32 protein-coding genes are annotated in these 24,443 nt (G+C 66.3%); 14 read left to right on the forward strand and 18 right to left on the reverse strand.

Going from position 1 to position 24,443, the window contains the following annotated elements:
• Positions 1–55: 55 nt before the first annotated feature.
• The 3 genes from ACFYTS_RS06725 (at position 56) to ACFYTS_RS06735 (ending at position 2,075) form a co-directional block, all read left to right on the forward strand.
• Entirely contained in the window at positions 56–682 is a 627-nt protein-coding gene (locus ACFYTS_RS06725) for a TetR/AcrR family transcriptional regulator (protein WP_357281267.1), read from the forward strand.
• 8 nt (positions 683–690) lie between these two features.
• A complete protein-coding gene (locus ACFYTS_RS06730) occupies positions 691–1,473 on the forward strand; it encodes a maleylpyruvate isomerase family mycothiol-dependent enzyme (RefSeq protein WP_357281264.1) in 783 nt (260 codons plus the stop codon).
• Between the two features lie 185 nt (positions 1,474–1,658).
• Entirely contained in the window at positions 1,659–2,075 is a 417-nt protein-coding gene (locus ACFYTS_RS06735; RefSeq protein ID WP_387301837.1) for a hypothetical protein, read from the forward strand.
• Positions 2,076–2,774: 699 nt separating this feature from the next.
• On the opposite strand, the gene ACFYTS_RS06740 is transcribed toward ACFYTS_RS06735, so the two are convergent.
• The 4 genes from ACFYTS_RS06740 to ACFYTS_RS06755 all read right to left on the reverse strand — a co-directional run bounded on the left by ACFYTS_RS06740 (position 2,775) and on the right by ACFYTS_RS06755 (position 4,939).
• The gene (locus ACFYTS_RS06740; protein ID WP_387301839.1) at positions 2,775–3,140 is read right to left on the reverse strand and encodes a winged helix-turn-helix transcriptional regulator; all 366 of its coding nucleotides are present in this window, start codon (positions 3,138–3,140) and stop codon (positions 2,775–2,777) included.
• A complete protein-coding gene (locus ACFYTS_RS06745; RefSeq protein ID WP_387301840.1) occupies positions 3,137–3,520 on the reverse strand; it encodes a hypothetical protein in 384 nt (127 codons plus the stop codon). Before ACFYTS_RS06745 ends, ACFYTS_RS06740 begins: the two co-directional genes overlap by 4 nt.
• Positions 3,521–3,560: 40 nt before the next feature.
• A complete protein-coding gene (locus ACFYTS_RS06750; RefSeq protein ID WP_387301842.1) occupies positions 3,561–4,460 on the reverse strand; it encodes a class I SAM-dependent methyltransferase in 900 nt (299 codons plus the stop codon).
• Positions 4,461–4,621: 161 nt separating this feature from the next.
• Positions 4,622–4,939 (reverse strand): DUF222 domain-containing protein, encoded by a 318-nt coding sequence (locus tag ACFYTS_RS06755; protein WP_357281251.1) that lies wholly within the window; start codon positions 4,937–4,939, stop codon positions 4,622–4,624.
• A gap of 282 nt (positions 4,940–5,221) precedes the next feature.
• On the opposite strand from ACFYTS_RS06755, the gene ACFYTS_RS06760 reads away from it, so the two are divergent.
• Positions 5,222–5,653 carry a nitroreductase/quinone reductase family protein gene (locus tag ACFYTS_RS06760; RefSeq protein WP_387301844.1) on the forward strand — a complete coding sequence of 144 codons (432 nt, stop codon included), beginning with the start codon at positions 5,222–5,224 and terminating at the stop codon, positions 5,651–5,653.
• Positions 5,654–5,790: 137 nt separating this feature from the next.
• On the opposite strand, the gene ACFYTS_RS06765 is transcribed toward ACFYTS_RS06760, so the two are convergent.
• The gene (locus ACFYTS_RS06765) at positions 5,791–6,150 is read right to left on the reverse strand and encodes a hypothetical protein (RefSeq protein WP_387301846.1); all 360 of its coding nucleotides are present in this window, start codon (positions 6,148–6,150) and stop codon (positions 5,791–5,793) included.
• Between the two features lie 83 nt (positions 6,151–6,233).
• On the opposite strand from ACFYTS_RS06765, the gene ACFYTS_RS06770 reads away from it, so the two are divergent.
• Positions 6,234–6,545 (forward strand): hypothetical protein, encoded by a 312-nt coding sequence (locus ACFYTS_RS06770; RefSeq protein WP_387301848.1) that lies wholly within the window; start codon positions 6,234–6,236, stop codon positions 6,543–6,545.
• A 41-nt stretch (positions 6,546–6,586) separates the two neighbouring features.
• Here ACFYTS_RS06770 and ACFYTS_RS06775 read toward each other — a convergent pair whose 3' ends face one another.
• Positions 6,587–6,895, reverse strand: coding sequence for a putative quinol monooxygenase (locus ACFYTS_RS06775; RefSeq protein ID WP_387301850.1), 309 nt, complete (start codon positions 6,893–6,895; stop codon positions 6,587–6,589).
• Positions 6,896–7,027: 132 nt separating this feature from the next.
• Between ACFYTS_RS06775 and ACFYTS_RS06780 the strand changes: the two genes are divergently transcribed.
• The gene (locus ACFYTS_RS06780) at positions 7,028–7,696 is read left to right on the forward strand and encodes a hypothetical protein (RefSeq protein WP_387301852.1); all 669 of its coding nucleotides are present in this window, start codon (positions 7,028–7,030) and stop codon (positions 7,694–7,696) included.
• A 189-nt stretch (positions 7,697–7,885) separates the two neighbouring features.
• Positions 7,886–9,193: a nitric oxide synthase oxygenase gene (locus tag ACFYTS_RS06785; protein WP_387301854.1), complete on the forward strand. Its 1,308-nt coding sequence runs from the start codon at positions 7,886–7,888 to the stop codon at positions 9,191–9,193.
• A gap of 235 nt (positions 9,194–9,428) precedes the next feature.
• On the opposite strand, the gene ACFYTS_RS06790 is transcribed toward ACFYTS_RS06785, so the two are convergent.
• On the reverse strand, positions 9,429–10,013 hold the full coding sequence (locus tag ACFYTS_RS06790; RefSeq protein WP_387301856.1) for a hypothetical protein: 585 nt from the start codon (positions 10,011–10,013) through the stop codon (positions 9,429–9,431).
• 345 nt (positions 10,014–10,358) lie between these two features.
• On the opposite strand from ACFYTS_RS06790, the gene ACFYTS_RS06795 reads away from it, so the two are divergent.
• The 3 genes from ACFYTS_RS06795 to ACFYTS_RS06805 all read left to right on the forward strand — a co-directional run bounded on the left by ACFYTS_RS06795 (position 10,359) and on the right by ACFYTS_RS06805 (position 12,430).
• The gene (locus ACFYTS_RS06795) at positions 10,359–10,778 is read left to right on the forward strand and encodes a DUF6463 family protein (RefSeq protein ID WP_357281233.1); all 420 of its coding nucleotides are present in this window, start codon (positions 10,359–10,361) and stop codon (positions 10,776–10,778) included.
• A 706-nt stretch (positions 10,779–11,484) separates the two neighbouring features.
• Positions 11,485–11,946, forward strand: a complete 462-nt coding sequence (locus ACFYTS_RS06800; RefSeq protein ID WP_357281231.1) for a nitroreductase/quinone reductase family protein — start codon at positions 11,485–11,487, stop codon at positions 11,944–11,946.
• Between the two features lie 52 nt (positions 11,947–11,998).
• Positions 11,999–12,430, forward strand: a complete 432-nt coding sequence (locus ACFYTS_RS06805; RefSeq protein ID WP_387301859.1) for a PPOX class F420-dependent oxidoreductase — start codon at positions 11,999–12,001, stop codon at positions 12,428–12,430.
• A 434-nt stretch (positions 12,431–12,864) separates the two neighbouring features.
• Here the strand turns inward: ACFYTS_RS06805 and ACFYTS_RS06810 are convergent, their stop codons facing one another.
• Positions 12,865–13,254: a hypothetical protein gene (locus tag ACFYTS_RS06810; RefSeq protein WP_387301861.1), complete on the reverse strand. Its 390-nt coding sequence runs from the start codon at positions 13,252–13,254 to the stop codon at positions 12,865–12,867.
• Between the two features lie 480 nt (positions 13,255–13,734).
• Between ACFYTS_RS06810 and ACFYTS_RS06815 the strand changes: the two genes are divergently transcribed.
• Complete coding sequence (locus ACFYTS_RS06815; protein WP_387301863.1) at positions 13,735–14,673, forward strand: hypothetical protein; 939 nt, start codon at positions 13,735–13,737, stop codon at positions 14,671–14,673.
• Between the two features lie 86 nt (positions 14,674–14,759).
• On the opposite strand, the gene ACFYTS_RS06820 is transcribed toward ACFYTS_RS06815, so the two are convergent.
• The 3 genes from ACFYTS_RS06820 to ACFYTS_RS06830 all read right to left on the reverse strand — a co-directional run bounded on the left by ACFYTS_RS06820 (position 14,760) and on the right by ACFYTS_RS06830 (position 16,749).
• Positions 14,760–15,455, reverse strand: coding sequence for a PAS and ANTAR domain-containing protein (locus ACFYTS_RS06820; RefSeq protein ID WP_387301865.1), 696 nt, complete (start codon positions 15,453–15,455; stop codon positions 14,760–14,762).
• A 552-nt stretch (positions 15,456–16,007) separates the two neighbouring features.
• Positions 16,008–16,232, reverse strand: coding sequence for a hypothetical protein (locus ACFYTS_RS06825; RefSeq protein WP_387301866.1), 225 nt, complete (start codon positions 16,230–16,232; stop codon positions 16,008–16,010).
• Positions 16,233–16,434: 202 nt separating this feature from the next.
• Positions 16,435–16,749, reverse strand: a complete 315-nt coding sequence (locus tag ACFYTS_RS06830; protein WP_387301868.1) for a hypothetical protein — start codon at positions 16,747–16,749, stop codon at positions 16,435–16,437.
• Between the two features lie 147 nt (positions 16,750–16,896).
• Here ACFYTS_RS06830 and ACFYTS_RS06835 point away from each other — a divergent pair, with 147 nt between their 5' ends.
• Positions 16,897–17,199 (forward strand): hypothetical protein, encoded by a 303-nt coding sequence (locus ACFYTS_RS06835; protein ID WP_387301870.1) that lies wholly within the window; start codon positions 16,897–16,899, stop codon positions 17,197–17,199.
• Positions 17,200–17,294: 95 nt separating this feature from the next.
• Here the strand turns inward: ACFYTS_RS06835 and ACFYTS_RS06840 are convergent, their stop codons facing one another.
• The 3 genes from ACFYTS_RS06840 to ACFYTS_RS06850 form a co-directional block, all read right to left on the reverse strand.
• Entirely contained in the window at positions 17,295–17,603 is a 309-nt protein-coding gene (locus tag ACFYTS_RS06840; protein WP_357281198.1) for a hypothetical protein, read from the reverse strand.
• Between the two features lie 704 nt (positions 17,604–18,307).
• On the reverse strand, positions 18,308–18,565 hold the full coding sequence (locus ACFYTS_RS06845) for a hypothetical protein (protein WP_387301872.1): 258 nt from the start codon (positions 18,563–18,565) through the stop codon (positions 18,308–18,310).
• 119 nt (positions 18,566–18,684) lie between these two features.
• Complete coding sequence (locus ACFYTS_RS06850; protein WP_387301874.1) at positions 18,685–19,374, reverse strand: hypothetical protein; 690 nt, start codon at positions 19,372–19,374, stop codon at positions 18,685–18,687.
• 501 nt (positions 19,375–19,875) lie between these two features.
• On the opposite strand from ACFYTS_RS06850, the gene ACFYTS_RS06855 reads away from it, so the two are divergent.
• Both ACFYTS_RS06855 and ACFYTS_RS06860 read left to right on the forward strand, forming a co-directional pair.
• Positions 19,876–20,055 (forward strand): hypothetical protein, encoded by a 180-nt coding sequence (locus tag ACFYTS_RS06855; RefSeq protein ID WP_387301876.1) that lies wholly within the window; start codon positions 19,876–19,878, stop codon positions 20,053–20,055.
• Positions 20,056–20,058: 3 nt separating this feature from the next.
• Positions 20,059–20,475, forward strand: coding sequence for a transcriptional regulator (locus tag ACFYTS_RS06860; RefSeq protein ID WP_387301878.1), 417 nt, complete (start codon positions 20,059–20,061; stop codon positions 20,473–20,475).
• Between the two features lie 159 nt (positions 20,476–20,634).
• Here ACFYTS_RS06860 and ACFYTS_RS06865 read toward each other — a convergent pair whose 3' ends face one another.
• From ACFYTS_RS06865 to ACFYTS_RS06880, 4 genes are all read right to left on the reverse strand, one after another.
• Positions 20,635–20,919, reverse strand: coding sequence for a hypothetical protein (locus ACFYTS_RS06865; protein WP_387301880.1), 285 nt, complete (start codon positions 20,917–20,919; stop codon positions 20,635–20,637).
• A 561-nt stretch (positions 20,920–21,480) separates the two neighbouring features.
• On the reverse strand, positions 21,481–22,719 hold the full coding sequence (locus ACFYTS_RS06870) for a thiolase family protein (RefSeq protein ID WP_357281175.1): 1,239 nt from the start codon (positions 22,717–22,719) through the stop codon (positions 21,481–21,483).
• A 131-nt stretch (positions 22,720–22,850) separates the two neighbouring features.
• Positions 22,851–23,516: an isochorismatase family protein gene (locus ACFYTS_RS06875; protein WP_387301882.1), complete on the reverse strand. Its 666-nt coding sequence runs from the start codon at positions 23,514–23,516 to the stop codon at positions 22,851–22,853.
• Between the two features lie 63 nt (positions 23,517–23,579).
• Positions 23,580–24,404, reverse strand: a complete 825-nt coding sequence (locus ACFYTS_RS06880; protein WP_387301884.1) for an alpha/beta fold hydrolase — start codon at positions 24,402–24,404, stop codon at positions 23,580–23,582.
• Positions 24,405–24,443: the final 39 nt, after the last annotated feature.

Raw genomic sequence — 24,443 nt, forward strand, 5'->3', positions numbered from 1 at the left:
CGATCATGTCGTCCGGCTATTGACTTCTGCCATGACCCGGCTCACACTCCTAACTGTGTTAGGTGAAACTACGCGCGATAGGAAAGCCGAACGTCGTGAGGCGACTCGGCGGGAGATTCTCGATGTCGCGTGGTCGGTGGCCCGCGAGCACGGGCTGGCGCAGCTCACGCTGCGAGCCGTGGCCGATCGGGTCGGGATGCGCGCGCCCTCGCTGTATACGCATTTCGCCTCCAAGAACGCCATCTACGACGCCATGTTCGGTTCGGCCTGGCTGGAGTACGAGGAGGTGTCCGGGCGGGAGCTGCGGAACCTGCCGGACTCCCCGCGGGGCCGGGTCCGGGTCATGGCGCGATCGTTCTTCGAGTTCTCGGTGGCGGACCTGGCCCGCTACCAGCTGATGAATCAGCGCACGATCCCCGGCTTCGTTCCGTCCGAGGAGGCGTTCGCGGCCTCGGTGCGGACCGTCCAGCAGGCGATCGACCTGCTGGGCTCGGCCGGGGTCGCGGACCGCGACGACGTGGAGATCCTCTTCGCCATCATCGGTGGCCTGGTGGATCAGCAGCTGGCCAATGATCCCGGCGGCGACACCCGCCGCCGCCTGCTGGATCGGGCCGTGGAGATGTGGGCCGACGGCGTGGGCCTGCCGCCGGACTCCGAAACATCGGGGCCCGAACCGCATTAGGGGAAGCCATGCGTGACAACCAGACCACAGTGCGCGGCGCCATCGCGACGCCGCTCCAGCCCGGAATCGCCCGCCCGGACGCCATGCGCCTCGCGGCCGACGAATACACCCGCGTCGCCGACGCGGTCGCCGCCCTCGCCCCGGGCGACTGGGAACGACCCACCGAATGCACGGAATGGACGGTGCACCAACTCGTCTCGCACGTGGTGGGCATGGCCACGATGGCCTCATCACCCTTCGAGAGCCGCCGCCAGATGCGCATCGCGGAAAAACGGCTCGGAGGGGAAGCCGAGATGGTCGACGCGCTCACCGCCCTCCAGGTCCGCGAATTCGGCAGGCACACACCGGCCGAACTGGTCGCCGACCTCTACCGGATCGGCCCGAAGGCCGCCAAGGGCCGCCGCCGCACCCCCGGATTCCTGCGCCGCCGCCCGATGGCGGGCTCGGAATTGGTCAACGGCGAGCGTGAACATTGGACCCTCGGCTACCTCATCGACGTCGTCCTCACCCGCGACCCGTGGATGCACCGCATCGACCTCAGCCGCGCCACCGGCCGCCCCCTCGCCCTGACCGCCGACCACGACGGCCGCATCATCGACGACGTGGTCCGCGAATGGGCGGCCCGCCACGACAAGCCCTACCGCCTCACCCTCACCGGCCCCGCCGGCGGCGCCTGGACCTCCCCGGACCCCGACGGCGAAGCCTTCGAACTCGACGCCATCGAATTCTGCCGAGCCCTCTCCGGCCGAGGAACCACCCCCGCCCCGCTCGGCACCCAGGTCCCGTTCTGACCCTCCGGCAGCGGGATTCGGCCCGGCCTGACCGCCGCGTCGTCGGCGACGCGGCGGTGTCAGCGGCCGCGTCAGTCCGTCATCAGCACCCTGTCAGCGGTCCCGGACAAAGTACTCCCATCGAGCAAGACGGCCCCGACCCACCGACCGGCTCAGGGCCACAACACCTTCCGAAGGAGCACTCCATGTCCGCCGCCACCGCCACCCTCGCCCTGACCGACCAGTCGAAGGCCACCCTCCGCACCGCCGCTTACGGCGCGGTCTCCCTGCTCGCCGCCGCCTCCGACAAGCCCGGCGAGGCCGCCACCGCCGGCACCACCGCCCTGCTGTCGGCGACCGGCGAGATCGGCCACGTCCTGAATGCCAAGTCCAAGGACATCCGTCTGACCGGCAAGACCGTCGCCGCCCTGGCCGACCAGGTCCTCCCCGCCCTCACCGCCGCCGCGACCCTCGTCGACACCCAGAACCCCGCCGAGGCCACCAACTTCCGCACCACCGTCCTGATCGCCGTCGAAGCCGCCGCCGCGACGAGCCGCCCCGGTCAGCCGGTCGTCGCCGACATGACCCGCAAGATCGCCGCCGCCCTGCGCACCGGCAATTGACAACGGCCATTGATGAATTGCGCCCAAATAGCTGTTTCCCTTCCGCCCACCCGATCTCTACCGTTTTCCATGCGAGTGACCCCCCAACTCCCGCTCGCATCGCCTCACCCCGAATGAGGCACCCGGGCGCCGCCGACCAACGGGCCCGACCCCCACGGTCGGCGGCACCCACCCGAATACCCCCACTGCCGCATGCTGATTGAGCTCGGCGCGCGGACAGCGGCAGTGAGGTAACCGGATCGGCCAGTATTCACCCCGGGCACTGGCCGATCCCCACCTCCGCCTCCACCCGCGACCCGGCCGAACCTCCCCTGGTCCGAACTGTGATCCCCTGACGGGGCGCACCGGAATCGGCAGAATAGTGCTATTGCTGCCGGAGTTCGGTCGCTCGCCGGTGTGCGCGGCGGTCGCGACCGGCGCGATCTTGGTCGTCGGTTCGGGTATCCATCCCGATCGGGGGATGTACTCTGACGGCGTTTAGGGGGTCCGCGGGAGTCGGTCCCCTCCAGGGAGGGGATTCCGAATGATGGGCAGTGTCGTATCAGCCTGTGGTGCACCGGGTTCAGTGGTGAAGCGTGGTCAGCTGCGCTCGGTTGTGATCGCAGTTTCGGCCGTGTTGTGCTGTGCCGGTACTTCCATGGCGGTCGGCAGTGCGGATCCGCTGCCGACTCCGCAGAACGACCCGTTCGGCGCGTTGGGCTACCGCCCAGCGTGGGGTGTCGACTCATCCATCGTCGTTTGCCATTCCTGCGCCCACTGCGTCAGCGGTGTGAGCCGCTCGACGAGTGCACGCCCGGCGCTGGTCAGTCGGTAGCCCGCCTCGTGTTCGACGAGCCGCGCTTCGACGAGCTCGGCCAGTCGGCGGGTCAGCACGCTCGAGGAGAGGTCGCCGCAGGCGGTGCGCAACTCGCGGAAGGTGAGGGGGTTTGGGGCTCGATCGAGTTCCCAGATCACCCGTAGCGCCCAGCGCCGTCCGATCAGGTCGAACAGGGCCATGATCGGGCGTCCGGTGGTCGACCCGCGCACCGGGCTTCCCGGGCGTGGCGTTCCGGCCGCCACGATCACATCTCCTGCGGCGCGGGTGAATTCTCGAGTCGCCGCGCCATTTCCGCGATGGCCGCGCGCAGGGCCCGATACGGGCGGAGGAACAACGTCACGTGGGTCAGATAGCCGTCCTCGGCGAGTTCTTCCCGCAGCACTCCCTGGAGTTCCTGGTCGGCGAATCGTGCGGTGAAAGCGAACATCCCCTCCCGCCCGTCGGTCCACTGCCGGGTCTGGTGCACCGAGTCGAGCACCGTCGCGATCGTGGCGAGCAGGTGCGCCGCGCGGGCCCGGCCGTGGTAATCGGCGACCGGACTCGAGAACGTCGCCTCCTCGGCGAGCAGGTCCGGCAGCCGCGTGGGGTTTTTCGATTGCCACACCGGCAGTATGAGACTTTCGGTCATGCCTCTATTTTAGAGGCAAGGCCCGGACCGATCGGCCGGATCAGGCGTGGATGCGGCTCGCCCGCAGTAGCCGGACCGGGCGCAGTGCCTGGGGTGGTTCGCCCTCGAATTCCGTGGATCCATCGAGGTATCCGGCGATGAGGTCCGTGGCGGAGTGGTCTTCGACGTCGGTGAAGCCCATCGCGCGCAACTGTGCGGCGAGGTCGTCGGGAGTGAAATAGCTGCGCCAGGGTTCGCCGACAGCTGCCGCTCGATGTTCGCGCGCCCGCAGCTGCGCGCGATCCTCCTCGGTGTCCGCGGCCTGCAGGTAGTCGAAGATCACCTCGACCGGCTCCGATTGGCCGACGATGTATTCGAGGGTGGTGCGGGCGGCATCGGGAGTCAGATAGAAGACGACACCGAGCCACACGAACACGGCCGGATCGGTCCGGACGAATCCGGCGGTTTCCAATCGTGTTGCCAGTGAGTCGGTTTCGAAGTCGACCGGCACGAAAGTCAACGGCTCGGGCAGGTCGATGCCGGAGGCCGCGAGGCGTTGGCGTTTCCAGGCTTGGGTAGCGGGATGGTCGACTTCGAAGACACGCAAACGGGGGTGTGGGTTGCGGTAGGCGAAGGTGTCGAGTCCCGCGCCGAGGATCACGACCTGTCGCACCCCGGCAGCGACGGCCTCGGCCACACGATCCTCGGCGAAACGGGAACGAGCGGCAAAGAACAAGCGGCGCGGCCGATCACTGACCCCCAGCCGCAGAATTCCCGAGTCCGCTTCAGCCCCGGGGTGATCCGGCGCGGGTTGCCCGAATTCGGTCAGTTCGTCCACGCTGACACCCACCAGCCGTGCCGCCAGTGGATCGGTGAGAATCCTTGGCCGGTCAGCAATTTGATGATAGGCGCGTGCGTAAGCAGTCACGAGCGCCGTCCGGCTGGGTCCCTCGTTGTCCATACCCGAGAAACTACTCACGAACACTGCGTGAGCACCCGCGAACTCGCCCATATCAGCCACACCGGGCCGATTGAGTCCTGGCATCGCGGTGGTAGTGCGTTATTGGTGGGGGAGTCGCGGACCGCGCCGCCGACTCCTCGGCAAGGCTCTCCAGGCCGACATCACCCTGCCGCAGTCAACGCCCTCCACGCCTTTCTGGAACGTGAGCGGACCTGCGGTGCGGCGTATTCGATCCGCCTCCGCGCCTCGGAGGCGCTGATCCGCAGCAGATCACTCAGTAGCTCCGCGGTGTCGCGGTAGCCGGTATCGGCGGCGAGGCCACGGCGCTCGGCCTCGGCGACGGCCGCGACCATGGCCGCACCCAGTCGACGCCGGTGGCGTTCGGTCTCGACGAGGGTGCGCAGCAAGTCGACATCGGCCAGTTCCGACCATCCCCGCGCCGGAGCACCCTGGGCCAGTGCAGTCGAAGGTGTCTTCACGCGAAGCAGAGTATCTCACTGTCGAACATATGTTCTAGTTCTCGTTGGGTTCGGGTACATCGTGTCCGGGCAGCGCTACGACAGAGTGCTGGTGATGCCTGTGCCGAAATGTCTCGCCCAGCAGACCGGGGGATCGAGCGTCCGAGTCCAGGCTGTCGCGTTTATCCAAGACCGCGACTCGGCCGGCCTGGTTGCCTTGTCCGGTGCGCTCGACCGCCTGCAAATGCTCGATTCTCACGGGGCGAGCTCGCCAACCGGTCGAATCCCGACACAGGAGACCCCTTGCCACCCAACCTGGCCTTGAAGGCAATGAACATCGCGCACCGCGGCTTGCTCCGAGCGAGCGGCGGGAAGTTGGGCAACTCCTTCAGTGGCATGCCGTCACTGGAATTGACCACGGTCGGACGGAAGTCGGGACGATTGCACACGGTGATGCTCACCGCCCCGCTGGTCGACGGCGACACGATCGTCGTGGTGGCGTCCCGCGGTGGTGGCCCGGCCCATCCGGCGTGGTATCTGAATCTGCGGGACCAGCCCGAGGTCGACGTGTCGTTCCGCAGCGGCCCCCGTCGACGTATGACCGCCCGGACGGCGACCGCGGAGGAACGGGCCGAGCTCTGGCCGAAGGTGATCGCGAGATATGACGGCTACGCCGCCTATCAGCAGCACACCACTCGCGAAATTCCGCTGGTCCTGCTGACCCCGCGCGACTGAACATCGCGACATATCTCGCTCCGCGAACCCTTGCTGCCTCCCGAATGGAGCGAGAGCTCGCGTGATCGCGGCTTCCACCTCATCGAGCGCATCTGGCGGCAGGCGGATCGTCACCCGGCGTCGTGCCGAAGGCCGCGCTACGAGATTACGGACCCATCTCCTCCCGTGTAGCAGCCAGGAGAAGGCGGGAGGATGCACGCGAGGAGATTGCTGAGGAACTGCAGGGCCGAGACCATCCCTGCCGAGCCGGTGGATGAGCCGGTCGCTGCGACCGGGGTGGCCGGAGTGTCGAGGCCGGGGAGTGGCGCGGCCACCGCCTGTCCGGCTCCGACGGTCAATGCCGTGGCAATGCCAACCGCCGCAATGAGAGTGCGCATCCAGGAAACCCTTCGATCGAGCGCGCGGCCGAACCGCTCGGCCCAGCGCCCCAGAGAGTTAATCAGTTCCATTTCAAAGTAGTTCGGGAAATCTGTGCACCCGAGTGCCCCGAATTCCATGGGCTCAGCCGATCCCGGGTTGGCCAAATCCCGATGTCCGAGCAGGTCCAGTTGCGGAAGATCGCTGCCCTGAGGGTTAATTGATGTTGAAGCATTCCGGTTCCGCCGAGTCGACGTGTCCAGTGGTCCGAGCGCAATCGAGCGTGCTGGGCGAGGTCGCCCGATGCTACGACAGCGAGGTTGTCATGACCGAGAAATCGAGTGCGCTGGCAACAGCCCTGGCGATTGCCTGCATCACCACCGCCGGTGCGGGCGCGGCCACAGCCGACCCGGCGCCTGCCCTCGGAACGGAGCAACGGACCGAAGCCATGGCCGGCTTCTCCGCCCTACCCTGCCTACCCTGGATCCTCCCGCCCGCCGTCAACGTCAGAGAGTTCCTGATCTGCCTCGCGTAAATCGCCCCCCGCTCCGACGACAAGCCGACCATCACACGACATCAGAGCGTGCCGGGCACCTCGAAGACCTGTTCCTGGGGCGGTCCGGCCAACAACTCGGTGCCCGCCGCAAAGGCTTGCTGCAGGTGCGGGCTGCTCAGATGTGACTCGAAAGCCGCACGGCTGTCCCAGGTTTCGATCACGACCCAGCTCCCAGGTCGCGTCGGGTGCTGGTAGGGCTGGTAACCCAAGCATCCGGGTTCGGCCAACGACGGTTCGATCAACGACAACGCCTGCGCCCGCACCAGATCTTCCTTACCGGGTCGAGCTTGCAGGGTGGATATCGCGGTGACAGTCATGGGCGTGGTCAACCCCGCACGATGGGAATCTCTTCCCACCGCTACGACGCCACGGTTTCCACCACCGCCCAACCGTTCTCGGTAGGCCGAGCGCGCCAGCTTCTACCAACGTATTGGTTCGCTCCACCGGATAAGCTCGCCCCGGTGATCGTCCGTCCCGTCGAAGGTATTCCCGATGGCTTGACCTCGCGAGCCCGATCGTATGTCAGCACACACGGCGTCAAAGTCGAGGTCCGGCCGGTGGAAGACCATCGGCAATGGTGGCTCGAGGGAGGCATTCCCGCAGATGTGATCGACCGGATGACGGCCTACCAGAAGAAGTGGGGTGGGCTGCATTTGCCACCTGCGCCGCAGTACGACGGCGGCCCGCGCTATTTCTATCCGGATTCGCCCGAATCAGACACTGCGGGATGGTGGTTCGAAGCCGGCCCGCAGCGAACCGCGGTGCCCTTCGCGTTTATGATCAGCCCGTCCGGCGAGTTCGGAATCCAAGCTGACAGGGCGGGGTGGGTGCCTTTGCACTCGACCGTCGAGGGCTGGGTGGAATCGCTCGCTTTGGCCGACCACGCATCGATGTGGGCGCGGCAGATCACCAGGCTCGTCGGCGATGAGCTCGACGGTATCGACTTGGACGACTACGAACCGGTGCGCGAGGTGATGGGCCTCGCGGACACCTGGTGGAGAGGCTCGGACTCACTGGTGGCGCTGTACACCGGGGAGGCCGAGGGCATGGATTTCCCCAGAGCACGTGTTGCGCTGATCTACTCGGGTCTCGATAAGTGGGGGCTGCACGGCGGCGTCAGAGCCGAGTAGCCGAGATCATTCGGGATGTGCCCGGTCGGTGCTCCCGATCGGCTGCACCCGCACGTGTGACCTCCAACGCGGCAAACCGCGGCAACTCGCGGGCGAAGTGTGCGATATTCAGCGGCGGGAAAGGAAGTCAGGAAGGGGCTGAGGCTGGATATCAGGCGAGATTGAATCGAGCGCGAAGGCGACAACTTCATGACGATCTCCACCGCAGTATCTGGATCACGGCGGAGCAGAACGCCCGCGACCGGTCAGCAGCACGAGGAGGCGGCGGTCGGTCACGCCGACACACCACCCGCTACCGGCGCGGATGGTGGGCGGCTGCGTGAGTGCGCGGAGTTCTTCGCTCACCCTGAACTGGCGCACCTGCCCTCCGACCGCGTGACGACCGCATTGCGCGAGTTCCGGAGTACCGGCACCTACCGGCACACTGTCGACGAACTCGGCGTCGGCGCCCGGCTGGCCTGGCGCAACCACGATCGATGCGTCGGCCGAAAGCATTGGCGCGCACTGGAAGTCCTCGATGCGCGTAGCGCGCGCACCGCGGCCGACATCGCGCAGGCATGCTGGCAGCATCTGCGCCGCGCCACCAATGGCGGCGCGGTCCGCTGTTTCATCACCATCGGACCGCCCGCCGATCCCGAAGGACGGGCGTTCCGAATTCTCAACGCCCAGCTCATCCGCTATGCGGGGTATCGAGTTCCCGGCGGCCTGCTCGGTGATCCCGCGAATGTCGAACTCACCGATCTCGCTATGGCCAAGGGATGGCGGCCTCGCAGCAAGGGCCGTTTCGATGTGCTCCCGCTGCTCATCCAGTCGCCCGATGGGCAAGTGCACTTGTTCCCGGTGCCCGCGGATCTCATCCTCGAGGTTCCGCTGACTCATCCCGACCACGCCTGGTTCGGTGACCTCGGCTTGAAATGGCATGCGGTGCCCGCGGTGTCGAACATGGACCTGGAGATCGGGGGCATCAGCTATCCGTGTGCGCCGTTCAACGGCTGGTACGTCTCCTCGGAGATCGGCCGCAACCTCGGCGATTCCGACCGCTACGACATGCTTCCGAGGATCGCCGAGCACGCGCGAATGGACTGCTCGAGCGAGCGGACACTCTGGCGCGACCGCGCGCTGGTCGAGCTCAGTCGTGCAATCCTGCACAGCTACAAGCAGTCTCGCGTCCATCTGGTCGACCACCACACGGTCGCCAAGCAGTTCATCGACCACGTCGAGCGCGAGGCGGATGCGGGCCGAGCATGCCCGGCCGATTGGAGCTGGATCAATCCGCCGCTGTCGGCGAGTCTGACCCCGACCTTCCACCGGTACTACGATCCGCCGGACCCCGGGCTGCGGCCGGCCTTCGTGCGGCGAGCGCCGCTGGACGCGAATGCCCCGGCAGCAGGGTCCGGGTGCCCCTTCGCATCGGCCGAATCCGCAGCGACGGACGAGCGTTCGGATGAGGATCCGAAACGTTCGTGGGTGCGGAAGCTGGTGTCATTACGGCCCTGACGTCGGAGACGTACCTCCCGCTGTGGTGATCACCCGGAACGGTGACTCTCGCGCGGGAGAGTGGCTGGTCGTCTCGACTGGTGTCCGACCCGCGCTGGCCGGTTCGGTCAGCGCGGTATGCGCCATGCCCGGATGATCTCGAAGCCGAGACGAAGAATGCGGGCTGAGGTGCAGCCGTATTCCGTGCGACCGGACTGCGTACACCATTCGTTTCCTCGGATTCATCCGCCCACCGTCAGGCGAGGAGCTCCGCCTTCAGGTCCGGCTGGTCCCGCTCCTCCGCGAATTCCAGTGCGCGCCCGTACAATAGGTCGACGAAATACGCATACGGCGCATCGTCGGCTTCTACGGCCATCATGAACAGCGGCACCAGAAGATCGTTCGCGGATTCTTGCGACCACCTGTAGCCGATCGCCGGGCCGAACCCGTCGAGGATCGGCACCCCGTTCCCCGGCGAGTTGAACCAAACCCCCTCGATCCGCCGCACCATCCACTCACCGACATAGGTGATGAATTGCTCAGCGAGATAGCCGTTTTCGACTCCGTAACGCCCATCCTCGTCCAGCACAGCGACTTCGATCAGTGAAACGACCCAGTCGAACGCAGCGGCGCTGAACCGGTCGTCCAGGGCCGGACGACCATCGGTGCCCCGCACCGCTTCCAATCTCGGCAACGTCTCGCCGAACAACGACTCGAGCCGGCCATCGATCGCGGCCTGGTCGCTCCACGCGAGCCACTCCGCGGACTGCTGCGCGTCATCGTCGAAGAATCCTGGATCCAAATCCCCGTCGGCCGGAGTAGCCCGCCTCGCCTCGCTCACCACGTTCCCTCGCATGCATGCTGTTGATGGTGAGTCGGACAATAGCCGATCTTGTTCTGCCGCAACGACCGAGCGGCTGCGGGTTTGGTCATGCGAGCTTGCGAAGGCCGACGTCCGATGGTGAGCCCGGGACGACGCTGTAGGTGAAAAGTAGTTCACCGAGATTCCGATCAAGGATCTGCCGCTCTACAACCACGACTACTCGTTCACACTCAAGCCGTCCGCCGTCATCGGCGCCTCTCGGTGTATGAGCCCCGTGTCACGCCCCAAGCATCTATACGGAACCGTATATCACGGTCTAAGCTCAGCGTTATACGCTACCGTATAACGTCTGGAGGGGTCGCAATGGAGCAGGCCAGTGCACATCGGATGATCGAATGGGCGGGCCGCGTTCTCGCGGTCGTGGGTGGCGGGCACCTCACCGTCGGGCTGTTGATCAGTTCGGCCCATTTCGGGGACTGGTTTACGTTGCGGCTTTGGGGGCACTGGTGGGAGGACACCGGGCCGGCAAACGCCTTCTGGGCGAACCCAGCCGGTTTCGGCCTGCCGTTGTTGCTCGTCGGCTTACTCGTGGTGTGGATGGCCCGGCACGCCATAGTGCCGCCGATCTTCTTGGCCTGGACGGTGCTGGCCTGGGGCGCCCTGTGCGCTGTCATCGTCGAGCCGACCCCGGGCCCGGTGGTGGTGATCACGGCCGTCCTGCTCCTGCGCGGCATCCGCCGCGCAACCGAGCGTGTCGAACCACACCGGATCGTGCCGGTGTGAGGGGGCCGGATTCGCCAGCACGCATGACGCCAGCGACCGGTCGCCGCCACCTCGTCAGGCACCCTCACCGTTCGTAAAACGATCGGTTGGTTTCCGTCCGAATGGTCTCTCCCGCGCAGATTGGCCGAGTTGGTGTTCCTGATGGTGTGCGCGGCCGCTCGCGGTCGTCGTCCTCACCGCCATCGCCGCGGCGTGCGCGGTGGAGGCTGAGGCATGGCTGTACCGCATGCAGGAGGTGGGGCTGTGACAGTTCTCGGCGACCCCTCCAGTGCCGACGGGTCTGCGCCATCGTGAAGAGGGCCGACTTGCCTCGAGGTAGGCGTTCAAGGTCAACGGCAGGCCACAGCCAACTACGCGGCGAACCACCGCCCCCTTGCCGCCTCGGCGTAAGGTGGCATCCGCGAGTAGGTCACGCGAACCCGGTGACGTCGTTCGGAAGACGATGACGGTGACCGGCTGGATCACGTGGTGCCCGCGTGTCCTGGTGAAATTCCCCGGTACCCGCAGCTCAGCCGCTATAGCGTCGTCGTGTGCCTGGAGAGTGGAAGACGGTGACCGCGTCGGCCAACGCAGACCTGCACCCGAGTCCTGGCTTCGATCGTGATTCGATGCGGGGCCGAAAGCGCTGGCTCGGCGTCGGGGCCCGCAAGATCGGCGTAAGCGGGTGGGCACGGACTGCTACGAACCCCACTATCGAGAGGCCGCGATGACTTTCGACACCCCCAACGGCACCACCGGCGCCCGCCAGCCCACGGCCGGACCCCTGATGCGATGGCTGAACCGCTTCGCCGCCAAACGAATCCGCAAGGGCGGCACCTTTTTCGGCGGCATGAACGCTCTCGTGCTGACCACCGTCGGCCGCAAAACCGGCACCGAACGCCGCACCCCCGTGGGCTGGTTTCCCGGCGAGGACGGCAGCTGGCTCATCGTCGCCTCCGCCGCAGGCGCACCGAAGAACCCTGCCTGGTATTACAACATCGCCGCCAACCCTGACAAGATCCGCATCGAACTGGCCGGGCGCACCCACGACGTCACCGCCGAACAGCTCCACGGCACGGACCATGACCGCGCGTGGCAGCAGATCACCACCGCCGCACCACGATTCGCTGAATACCAGCGCAAAACTGACCGGCAACTGCCCGTCATCCGTCTCACACCCCGGCACTGACACGCCAGGACCGGCGCACCCGCGATCCACATCCTCGAGGAGTGATCCCGCCATGGTTTTTACCGACGCCGAACTGCACTACCTGGCCAGCCAGCCCCTCGGACGGCTGGCCACCTCCCAACCCGACGGCACCTTGCAGGTCAGCCCTGTCGGATTCCACTACAACTCCCGCACCGGCACCATCGACATCGCTGGACACAGCATGGCCACCAGCCGCAAATTCCGCAACGTAGCCGACAACGGGCGCGTCGCCTTCGTCGTCGACGACCTGGCCTCGGTCACCCCCTGGCGGCCCCGGATGCTCGAAATCCGCGGCCACGCCGAAGCCCTCACTACCCCGACCGACTCCGTCTACGTCGACCCCAGCAGCGGCTTCGACGGCGCGATCATCCGCATCCACCCGCACCGGGTCCTCAGCTTCGCTGTCAACGACCCCACCGGTGACGTTCAAAGCCTGAAAATCCACACCCGCGACGTCGGCTGACCCTGATCCGAATGTGACCCGGTAGTGGGTGTCCACGCCCCGCACGTGTGGTGACCAGATGGCCCCAGGACGACTGAGCTACACCGAGCGTGCTCCCCGCACGCGATCGGAGCTGTGGGTAGCGGCCCGGCCCGGTCGGGCGGCGGCGGTAACCCCTGCCTGTTATTCACCGCGGAGAATGCCGCCGCACGCCGTACTCCCATGAGCTGCAGTACGACCCCGAGGGCCGACACGATCGGGCCCGTTGCCCGCCCGAATTTCGGCCGCTGCTGCGGCGACCCCGATCGTGGCGGAGTTGACCGGCAGGGATGAACACAGTGGTTCCAGCCGCGGCGGTCAGCCCGCCCCATGCGCATAGCTCACACACCACCGGATACTGCCACTGCTCCAGACCCATCAGGGCCTGCGCGAAGGTTCACCCTGACGAGCCGAAGTCAGGTAGTCAATCGTGATGGTTCGGGAGTGGTGTGGCCGGCGGGGAGGTTCCCGGTGAACATGAACTCCTCCAGGGCTGTCACGAGCGCGGTCCGGCTCCTGGTGGTCCAGGTGCCGAGAGGGGTGGGCTCGCGGGTGCTCCGTCCCTTTCGTCCGAATCCGGCGAGCCGGAGGAAGTCGACGCCGTAGGACCCCTCGGGATCGCCCTCCGGCTCCCAGCGCGCGTCGAAGCAGAGCCCGTCGTGCACCCGGTGGCCGCTCACCAGCGCGGAGCCGTAGAACCACTCGATGGTCTCCGGTGAAGGGTCCACGGCGTAGAGGCTGTTGATGTCGATCCGCCAGCCGGGTGCCACGCGCAGGGGCTGCAGCCCTCGCCAGACCTCGCTCATGCCGTCCGCCGTCCGTTCGCCCGTCCGGCGGCGCGTTCGCGGGCGTCCGCCGTGATCGTCCCGTCCACGGGGACCACCCTCGCATAGTAGGACGACTTCGGGCTCACTCACCCGCAGTCGTCGCGCGACCTCCGGTGCCATGACTCCCCGCTCGAACAGCTCGGCCGCCTGCGCACGCACCGCCGAACATGACGGACCTCCACCAGTCGGGGTTCCGGACTGGCAGGCACCGGAATGGGTCGACCTGAACCCTTACTCCGCTTCCGGAAAACGATGGCCTGCGCCTGCAGAGGACGCCACGTTCAACCGCATCACCGTCCGATTCGGGCCCGAGCTGAGCAGCGGGGTTCCCTCCTTAGCCGGTCGCACAGCTGAAAGCTTGGCGAGTGTGTGTTGGAACAGGATGAGCGGCAGTATGACCCCGGGGGCAGACACGATCGGCCACGTTCAGGTGACCGCTGTGCTCGATACAGTGATCGAATGCTCAACTCCGCTAACGTGATCGACGTCCTGGACCCGATGTCGGGTCTCGTTCTTGCTGGCGAGGCTGGCGGGCGTCCGACGTTCGCGCTGTGGCGAGACGGTGCAGTGCGCCTTCTCGACGACAGACTCGCCGAGAACTCGCGGCGAGAGCTCCCTCTGGACGATGACGTTCGCGTCCTTGCGGCGTCCGGCCTCGATCTGCTCATCCTCGCTTCCGCCGGCGGGCTCGTCATCGCCGGAGAAGAAGTGGTCACGGTGCCAGGACTATCCGCCGACGCGGCTGCGCTCCTGGGCGGTCTACTTGTCGTCGCCGTCCCGGACGGCGAGAGGCACCGGCTGCTCGCACTCGATTCCGCGACCGGGGCGATCCTCGACGACCAGGCGGTCGACGCCGATGCCGCTCGCGCCTTCCTGCATCGGCATCCTGCCGGAGACACGGCGATTCTCGAGCTCGCCATGGGGCAGGACGGCGTCCTCGCCTTCCGCGTCGATGTCGAGGGATCGCGCCTACATCTGACCGAGATACTCGCAGGAGATGATCCCGTGATCGCGGGCTTCAGTCCGTCGGGCGCGAGGCTGCTCGTCACCCCGTATCCGAGCGATCCGGAGACCGTACGGATGCTGTCGTGGCCGGATCTGCGGGAGATCTCACGGCTCGACGCGAGCGACGTCGACGCCGAGTACGGTTTCGGGCTCGCCGGATGCTGGATCGACGACGACCGGGTCGCCGTGCACGCGACCGAGGACGCATTGATCGTCACCGACGAGAACTTCGACTCGTCCGAACGCGTCGCACTGCCGATCGATCTCGGCGACGAGGGAGATATCGAGACCCTCACCCATCTGGGTTCGGGGAGCGTCGCCGTCGGTGCGTGGACGCCAGCCGGGCGGGTCACCCTCGTCGTGCGCCTTATCGAAGGAAAGGGCTGCGACTGACAACGCCTTTGTCCACGCGACGACGGCGTTGAGGACGACCGCGGTGTGGCGACCGATTCGGCTGTTCGGAAAACGATGGCCAGCGGCTAGGAGATCGAGCCCGGCTCGGGCGGTAGGACGCGGTTGTGGGCGGTGAGCAGGATGTTGTCGAACGCGTTCACAGTGGCGGGCTCGGGTTGGGCGCGGCCGAGTTCGAGCAGGATCTGCTCGGCCAGGGCGCGCAGTTTGACGTTGGTGTCCTGCGAGCGCCAGGCCAATACCTTGAACGCCTGCTCGGCACTGATGCGGTACACGTACATCAGCACCCCTTTGACCTGCTCGATCGCGGCGCGCTCTTCGACCATCTCGGGCATCCGCTCCTCGACCATGTGCTGTTCGGCCTCGGCCAGCCGGTCGGACAGATCGATGTAGAACCCGGACGTGCCGACGGGGTGGCCGGTCGCGTCGAAGATCCGGTCGGCGACCACCATGACCGCGTGCTCGCCACCGGAGGTGTCGAGGAAACGGTGACGGCTCGAGAACGGCTCACCGTGGCGGATCGAGCGGGTGATCGCCTCGGCGACGTGGTTGCGATCGTCGGGATGGTTGTGCTCGAGCACCAGCTCGGTGGTCGGTTCGACCTGGCCGGGGGTGTAGCCGTGCATGACGTACACCTCCGGCGACCATTCCCACCGGCCGGTGGTGAACCAGAACCGGATGCTCCCGACCATCGGCCGGACCCCGGGGACCTGTACCCACTCCGGAACGTAGCCGTTGTTGTCCGGATCCCGTGATTCGCTCACGATCCGATTATTTCGCACGCCACCCAGACCGCGCCGCATCGATCTGATACACGTACCGCACCCCTGACCAGGCATTGAACCGGATCCGCCACGTGCTCCTGCCGCCATCCGGCGGGATGGACAAGGGTCTCGCCCCCAACGTCCTATAGGTACATGTGGGGCGAGACCCTCGTATCGGCTCAGCGGTCAGGGTTTGTGTGCTGCGCCGACACTTCAGCGCATACCAAGGGGTCGGTCTTCTGAACCGGTCGGTGCGCGATCGTGGCCGACAGATGATGGGGTCGTTACCGAAGCCGGTGGCTGACCATGTGGCACACGCCGTCGGAAATCCATGCTAGGCAGCGGATTCCGTCGTACTTCCATTCGTAGGCGTACCGGGTGTCGTCGTCGGCGGGTACGGGGCCCGGGCGTGGCGAACATCGGCGCCGGAAGGCGCACCATGACCAGCAGCGTACCCACTGAACAAACCGACAGGTCTCAATTGGTTGCCGTCCGGGGGGCCCACCGCCAGACGCCCGGACCACCCGAATCCGGGGCGGCGCGCCGGCGGTGCTACACGTTGCCGCCGTCCGTGTTGGCGGTGCAACCGGTAGGCGTGAATATGCACAGCAGGAAGGCGAGGCCGGTGTTGAGGAGACCGCCGACCGACCCGCTGGAGGAACCGGTCTCCGCGACCGGGGCTGGCGCGTCGGCGAAGGCCGGCGGCGCGGCCACCGCCTGCCCGGCTCCGACGGTCAGTGCGGTGGCAATGCCGACTGCCGCAAGGAAAGTGCGCATGCAGGAGAACCCTTCGATCGAGCGCGGGCCCGAACCGCTCGGCCCCGTCGGCGAAGAGTTAATCATTTCCATTTCAAAACATCCGGCGGATTCGGTGCGCCGAGAGCCCCGAATTCCATGGGGTTGGGCGGCGATTTGTGGAGGTACCCGCGCCCCTTCCGATGGCGGTCGGGCTGTTCGGAAAACGATGGTCTTGGGCGATTCAGTTGGTCTCGGGGATGGTGATGTCCTCGGGTGCGCGGTCGAATCGCAGTCCGCGCCAGGATGGATGGCGCAGGCCGGTGGCGGTGCGTTCGCGGTAGGCGATATCGCCGACCAGCCGCGACGTGACCCAGTGCGCGGTGACCGCGATCGACGACGGCACCGTGCCGGCGACCGGCGGCGTCGCGGTGGACAGTGCCAGCAGCTCGAGGAGCAGGGAGCGGCGGGCGGCGTCGGTGAACCCGGTCCCGACCGCGCCGAGGAGCACCAGCTGCCCGTCTTGGTCGTGGGCGGCGATGAGCAGGGATCCGAACACCTCGCCGCTGGCGTGGCGGGGCAGCCAGCCGACGACGACCGCTTCGGTCGCGCGCCGCAGCGGGAGTTTCCGCCAGGCCTGAGACCTTCCGGCCCGGTATGTGGAGACGCGTACACCGCCTACTGCCGCGCCAAGCTGGCGATGATCATGGCAACCATCGACTATGCCGAGGAACTCGACGGAACCGGTGTCACCGTGAATGCCCTGCACCCCGCAACCCTCATGCCGACGACCATGGTGCGCGAAGCCGGTGTCACACCGATCAGCACCGTCGCCGAAGGCGCAAACGCCACTCTCCGCCTGATCTGCGATCCAAGCCTGGCTCAAACAACAGGCAGGTATTTCAACGGCACCCAACAAAGCCATCCGCACACACAGGCAAACAATCCAGCAACACGCCGACGGCTACGCGAAATCAGCGACACAGCAATCGGTTTGGTCGTGACATGAGCACCTGGTGGGCCGGGAGGTCGCGCACCCCTCCCGGCCCACCATCATGCTGAAGGGTGCGTCGGATACCTCAGAGCCGGGCATCGCACCCCGAATCAGGAGCCGGACTTGGACTGGCCCGCGGTGCCGTTGATCAGACTGAGGATGTTGATGATGGCGTGGCTGCCGTTGTCGAGTGCCGAGCTGCCGGAGTCGAGCATGGCGGAACCGGAGGACGAGCCGGCGGAACCGGAGGACGAGCCTGCCGAACCCGAGGACGAGCCGGCGTCAGCCGAACCGGAGGACGAGCCTGCCGTACCCGCGCCGGTGGCGGGAGAGCCGGCAGCGGAGGCCGCCGCGACCGGGCCGAGGAACAGGGCGGCGGCCGAGAGGGTCGCGGCGGCAACAATCTTGCGAGAGAACATGTAGGGAGCTTCCTTTCACAGTCCAGATAACGACGCCATCACGACGCACACCAAAATGTTATGAAGAAGAAACCCGCAAAACCACTCCTGATTCTGTGTGAATAATCATCGTTAACAATGGGCAAACAGCGGACTTTGCCGAGGTAAAGCTATTTGATCTTCATTCCGCCCCCGAATTCGATGATCGAATTCGATTGCTTTTTCTACGGCTCCGCGTATCGGGCTGCGGCGGAGGAGATTTCGTATCGGACCTCCGATCCCGGCCCGGCGCGACCTCGAGCTGAACGACCCGCTCGGGGACCCGTTGATATGGCGGCGATCCGCCGTTCCCGAGTGAACGCGAGGGCGCGACATACTCAGAGGACGATGCCGTCCTCGACATCTCTCCCATCCTGTGCTACTCGGGGCCAGCGGCTCGGCGCAGCGCGTACCGCGCGCCGCCGCACCCCTGGCTCGGTGCGGTGAGGCCGACCCCGCCGGCGACGTCGAGGGCAGGCCCGCGGCAAGCCGGGCTGGGCTTACCGCTTGCTGTGCGCGGGGCCATGCCTGGCAGGATCGATCCGTGTCACAGGGTCGGGTCGCCATATGGCTGGAGGGTGCCACAAGTCCTACCCCATGTCCCCCTTCTACGACGCGCCTGCGCGGCACGTAGCCCGGACCGTTCTACCGGGACCCCAATTCGGCGTCACCTGATCGCGAAGTGATCAGCTGAAGTGGCCGATACCGTCGGCGGTGAGTTTGCGGAGCACGCGCTCGACGCTGGCGGGGTCGCGTCCGGTGAGTACAGCGAGTTCGTCGACGTTCCACGGGCCGTCGCCGTGCAGGCGCAGTGTGTCGAGCACAGCCCGCATCGTGAGTAGGTCGCGGGTGCCGTCGGATATCTGCTCCAGCTCAGGCACCGACGCTGAGGCCACCGCCGGGACCGGGTGAGCAGTCGCGCCACCGCGTTCGGAAAAGATCATCGGGTGATCCTTGGCCAGCGTTCGTGCGCAGATTGGCGGGACTCCGGGGCCGAACGCTGTCCGGGCGAGGACAGCTTGTGCCGGTCTGGTGGGGCCGATCAGAGCATGGTCCGCCCGCGCTATTTGCAGACCTGGTTGTGGGAGAACGCGAATTCAACGGTGGCGGCCGCCTGTGCCGGGGCGAATCCGTTGTTGTGCGGTATGCCGGGGGTGAAGGCGAAGACCGAGACGTGTTCGTTCTGGCGATCCAGCCACCAGCCCGCGGTGCGGCAGGCGCGCCACCGGGTACCGCTCCAGTCGACGAGCCTTTCCTCGACCGCAGGACCGAATGTCCAGCCGCCGGAATCACCCAGATGAGCGAGCAAGCGGCCAGCCACCTGATCATCGGGCGTGCCGTCGGTGGCGGCGATGGCGAAGGTGCGATCGCAGAAGCCCCCCGCGTCGGAGTCCGCGCAGCTGGTCATGTCGTTCACGACCGTCAGACCACCGGGCAGGGGTACCAGCAGTTTGGCTTCAGGGGTTGCGAGGGCCTTGCCTCCGTAGGACGGGGCGCTCGCAAAGACGCCGAGGTCGCCCAGCACGAACAGCTGCAGCACAAACAAGGCCAGTACGCCGTACAGCCCGCCGAGCACCCGGGCGATCCGCTGTCGCACCCTGCCACCGTCGGTATCGGCCCTGTCCCAGATCAGTCCCGCCAGCAGCACCATGACACCGGCGGCGATCATCAGCACCTCGAGACTGTGCTGATAGTGGCGCACTCGCCAGCCTCCGAACGCCACACCCAGCTCGGCCACGGTCAGCACCGCCAATATCGCACCCACGAGCCACCGGGTACGGGGTGTTCGGGCCGCGAACAGCCAGCAGGCCAACGGCACCAACAAGATCAGCCAAAACACGGCGTCAGTCTAAAGAGGCTGTGCCGGTCACCATGCCGCCGAAACCGGGCCGGCGGAGTCGCAAGCTCGGTGCCATATTGCTGGTGTCCGCGACGGGACAGCCTGCCCAGGCGTTCGGAAAACGCCGTCCAGAGCGCGAACGTCGGGTGCCGGTGTTCTTCGGGTTCCTGGTGCCACCCGTTCAACCGCCTGCCGAATCCCCTCTACTCGTTGGCGTTCGGGCGTGTGGCGGGGTGTGAGGTCCAGACTCGATCCCTTGCGCCGAAGGTCTTACAGGCGGAATTTGGTCCGTGGTCTTCGCCTCCGGACGTCACCCAGCTGCACACCGGCCAAGGTTCTTGGCACCAAAGGGACTTTGGACCCTAGACTTGGGCTGTCGACCAGTATCCGGTCGGGGAGAGGGGTGCTGCCGTCATGTCAGGTTCGACAGTCGAACTCACCGTGACCGACGATCTGGTGATCGTCGTCGAGGACGACGGATGCGGCCTGCCCGACGGGCTGACCTCCAGCGGCCTGACCAACCTCACCCACCGCGCCGAAACTGCCAGTGGGCACTGCGAACTCGGTCCCGCCACCGTTGCACAGAAGGGGTGAGTGTTGCCCAGTCCGTTCGCACGCCGGCTCAATACCTTGTTCGACCAGTGGGAACACCGCCATGGGCGGTCACTGTCGAATGCGGACTTCTGCAGGCAACTCGCCGCGCGTGGGCACCCTGTCTCCAAGCCCTACCTTTCCCAGCTGCGCTACGGCCGCCGCGCCAACCCCGCACCCGTCCTGGCGTCGGCGATGGCCGAGTTCTTCGGCATGGAACGTGACCATTTCAGCCACCCATCCGCCCCCGATACACCCGACCCCGCCACCCTGGCAACCAAATTCAGCACACCGGGTTTGCGGCGGCTCGTCGCCACCGCCACCGGACTCTCCACCGAGTCGATGGACCTGCTCGCCGACATCGCGGCCCGGCTGCGGCACGTCGAGGGTCTACCCCCCGACGACCGCACCGCCCAGCCGTAGCACTGGGTACTACCGGTTCGACGAGCTCGGCCTCAACGAGCACCTGCTGAGTTCGTTGATAGGTAGAGGGATTTCGGAGGCCGAGCGTGCACTTGGAGATCGAACAAGTTCTTCGCCCGAATACGTGCCCGCCTTCCTTCTGTCTCTAAAACGGTCGATTTACAACACCATCGACACCTCGGCGCGGTGTGGTTCGCAGTCCCAGGTCACCCGAACCGGCCGTGTGTCGAGAAATCGTGTCGAAAAGTATTGGTGTCCAACAAGCTCGGCAGCCTGCAGATGACAGATCACCATGGCGAACACCTGGGCCCACTGTGCCTGTGCGATCCGCCGGGCCGGGTCCTCGCGCAGGAGTTCCTCGCGCCGAAGCTGGCGGGCCATCTCCTCTTCCTCACGCACCCGGTCGTCGCGGGTCTCCCGCAGTTCGGCAATTGTGCGGGGCATCGCCAATCCTCGGCGGCGGGAATGACCGGGACATCCAGGATGGCGGTGTCGGGCTGAGCGCCGGGCCGGCAGACCATCCGTCGAGCGGCGACATACTGGTCGGGTTCGATCGCGACGTCGGTCGGCCAGCTCGTCGGCCCTGGGAGCAGCAGGTTGTTGCTGCCGACACAGATTCCGAGGTCACCGTCAAGGGTGAAGATCGGATCACCGATATGGTGGCGCAGCTTCGAGAGTTTGTACGTTAGACAAGCAATGCTCCTGTGGTGCATCACATTGACCGACAGGTGCGTGGCGCCTGGGCGCGGAAGTTTTTCTCAGGTAACGAGATTCATGGTGGGGAGGCCGATCGGCGCGGGGTGTTCGGTGTCGATCGCGGTGACGATTGCGGCGGGCTATTTCGGGTATCGCGCTGAGCTGGTAGAAGGCGATCAATCCTGGCCCACCCGCGGTGCGGTTGGCGACCACGCCGAGATTCGTCTTCGGCAACGCCACCGGCGAGCTCATCGAGGTCGCCTCCTGACCTCACGGGGAACCCCGTACGTCGTTCCCTCGGTAGATTTCTCAGGCGGCGGACGGGTTTTCGAGGACGATTGCGACTCCTTGACCGGATCCGATGCAGACTCCAATCGCGCCGTAGCGCGCATTGCGTTCCCGCAGTTCGGTGGCCAAGGTCAGGACGTAGCGGGCGCCGGTAGCGCCGAACGGGTGACCGATCGCCACCGCGCCGCCGTTCGGTGTCAGCTTCTCGTCGGGGATGACGAAGCCGTCGAGCTGGTTGGGCAGTTCACGCAGTACGCCCAGGGCTTGGGCGCTGAATGCCTCGTGTACTTCCCACACGTCGATCTGCTCGGGTGTCAGGCCGGCGCGTTGGATCGCCAGCGGCAGCGCCCACGCCGGGGCCAGACCCATGTAGAGCGGATCGATCCCGTACACCGCAGACGACACCACCCGAGCCAGCGGTTCTACTCCGAGTTCGGCCGCTCGTTCCCCCGAAGCCAGGACCAGTGCGCTGGCCCCGTCTGTGAGGGGTGTCGAGTTCCCCGCGGTCATCTGCGTAGTCCCCGGCTGCGGGGTCAGCGCCGCCAGCCTTTCGGCGGTGGTGTCGTCGCGGATGAATTCGTCGTGCTCGAACAGGCGGGCGGGAGTCTTCCTCGTCGCGGCGATCTCCACCGGCATGATCTCCTTGGCCAGTCGTCCGGAATCCCTGGCCGCCTTGGCATTTCGCTGTGTCCGGAGCGCGAACGCGTCGATTTCCTCCCGGGTCAACCCGTAGCGGTCGGCGACGTTCTGCGCTGTCTCGATCATTCCGATGTAAGCATTGCGCGCCAGCAGCGCCGGATTGGCGGGACCGCCCGCACCCGCCCACATGGTGTCGAGCAGGATGACCGGGCCGCGGGGGCCGAACGGGCTGTCGCCCTTCATGAAGGCCCATCCCGACCGCGACATCGACTCGACACCACAGGCGATCCCGACGCCCAGATCCCCCGCTCTGATCGCGTGCGCGACATTGACGGTTGCGCTCAGGGACGAGCCGCAGAACCGGTTGATCGTCGCCCCGGCCACCGTGTCGGGGAATCCCGCCGCCAGCGCCGCCCAGCGCGCGACATCACCCATACCTTCGTGGGCCGGATTGACGCAGCCCGCGACAATGTCCTCGATCTGATCGAGACCCACGCCGACGCGCTCGCACGCACCCTTCATGGTCATCCCCAGCAGGTCGTCGGCCCGAAGGTGCGACAGCGAACCCCCGTACCGGGCGAAGGGGGTCCGAACACCACCGAGCACGAACGCTTCCGCCATTACGATCTCCTTCGACAGTGTTCTCAGGGTCTCAACGAGCGAGCCGTCGCCGACGCTTCCGATCTTGCCTCGATTCCGAGGAAATCCGCCACACCAGCGCCGACCGACGGCCCGAACTGGTAGACAGTGAGCTATCCGACCGCCCGATGCAGTGGATTCTCCCTGTTGGTTCCGACGACCCGTTTGCGTCGGAAGTAGTCGTTGATGATCACTCGATACAGGTCCGAATCGGAGCGTGCCCAGTTGCGCATCAGCTCGCAACCCAGGGCCAGCGAAGTGATCGGCTGGGCACCCGCCTGCACCATGCGAGTGATCGCCACGTCGTGCGTCACTGCCGACACGCCGCCGACAGCGTCGACGACGGGGTAGATCTCATAGCCTTCGCGCAGCATGTCGAGTGTCGGAAACGCAAGGCACACCTCGGTCCACAGTCCGGCCATGATGATCTTTCGCCGGCCGGTGGCCTCGACCGCCGCCCGGAAATCGGCGTCCTCCCAAGCGTTGACCCCGGTACGGTCGATCTCCGTGGTGCCGGGGAGTTCGTCGAGTAGCGCGGGGTTGGTCGGCTCGTTGACGCCCATGTCCACCGCGACGGTCGTCACGACTGTCGGAATCGCGTAGGCGTGTGCGAGTTTGGCGAGGGTCACCGCACCGAGGTCGATCTCCTCGGCTGTGGCTGATCCGACCGTGGCGTACTGGCCGGGTTGGAAGTCGATGAGGACGATCGCGCAATTCTGGGGTGTGAGCAGGTGATCTGCCCTCGGGTCGCGGACGGGCTCGGGGCGTGTTTTCGGCATGGGTCCTCGTCGATGAGTTCGGTAAGTCGTTACCTGCCTCGGGATTCGAGGCGGAGTCGTTGCTCAGGAGCGAATGAATGCGAGCAGGTCGGCGTTGATCGTCGTGGCCTCGGTGGTCGGCATGCCGTGCGGGAAGCCCGGATAGGTTTTCAGCGTGCTGTTGGGCAACAGTTCGGCCGAGCGGATGCCGGTGTTTTCGATGGGGACCACCTGGTCGTCTTCCCCGTGCATGACGAGGGTGGGGATGGTGATCTTCGCAAGGTCGTCGGTGAAGTCGGTCTGGGAGAAGGCGACGACGCCGTCGTAGTGTGCCTTGGCGCCGCCGGCCATGCCCTGCCGCCACCAGTTGGCGATCACACCTTCGGAGGGGTTTGCTCCGGGCCGGTTGTAGCCGTAGAACGGTCCTTCGGCGAACGAGCGGAAGAAGTCGGACCGTCGGGTGGCGACCTGCTCCTGGATGCCGTCGAAGACCGACTTGTCCAATCCACCCGGATTGCCCGCGGTCTTCACCATGATCGGCGGCACCGCGCTGATCAGAACGGCTTTGGCCGCCCGATCCTGTCCGTGCCGGGTGAGGTACCGCACGACCTCCCCGCCGCCGGTGGAATGGCCGACGTGAACCGCGTCGGACAAATTGAGATGGTTGACGACGGCAGCCAGGTCATCGGCGTAGTGGTCCATATCGTGTCCCTCGGCGACCTGTGCGGAACGACCATGGCCACGCCGGTCGTGAGCGACCACCCGGAAACCGTGGGACACAAAGAACATCAGCTGTGCGTCCCAGTCGTCCGAGGACAAGGGCCAGCCGTGACTGAAGACAATGGGCTGTCCGCTGCCCCAATCCTTGTAGTAGATGTCGACGCCGTCGGGTGTGGTGACGACAGGCATAGGGGACTCCTTGTGATTGCGTACTCGAATCGCCCAAGG

Origin of the sequence: Nocardia sp. NPDC004151, assembly GCF_042874235.1 — a bacterium.
In the GTDB taxonomy this organism is placed as follows: Bacteria; Actinomycetota; Actinomycetes; order Mycobacteriales; family Mycobacteriaceae; genus Nocardia.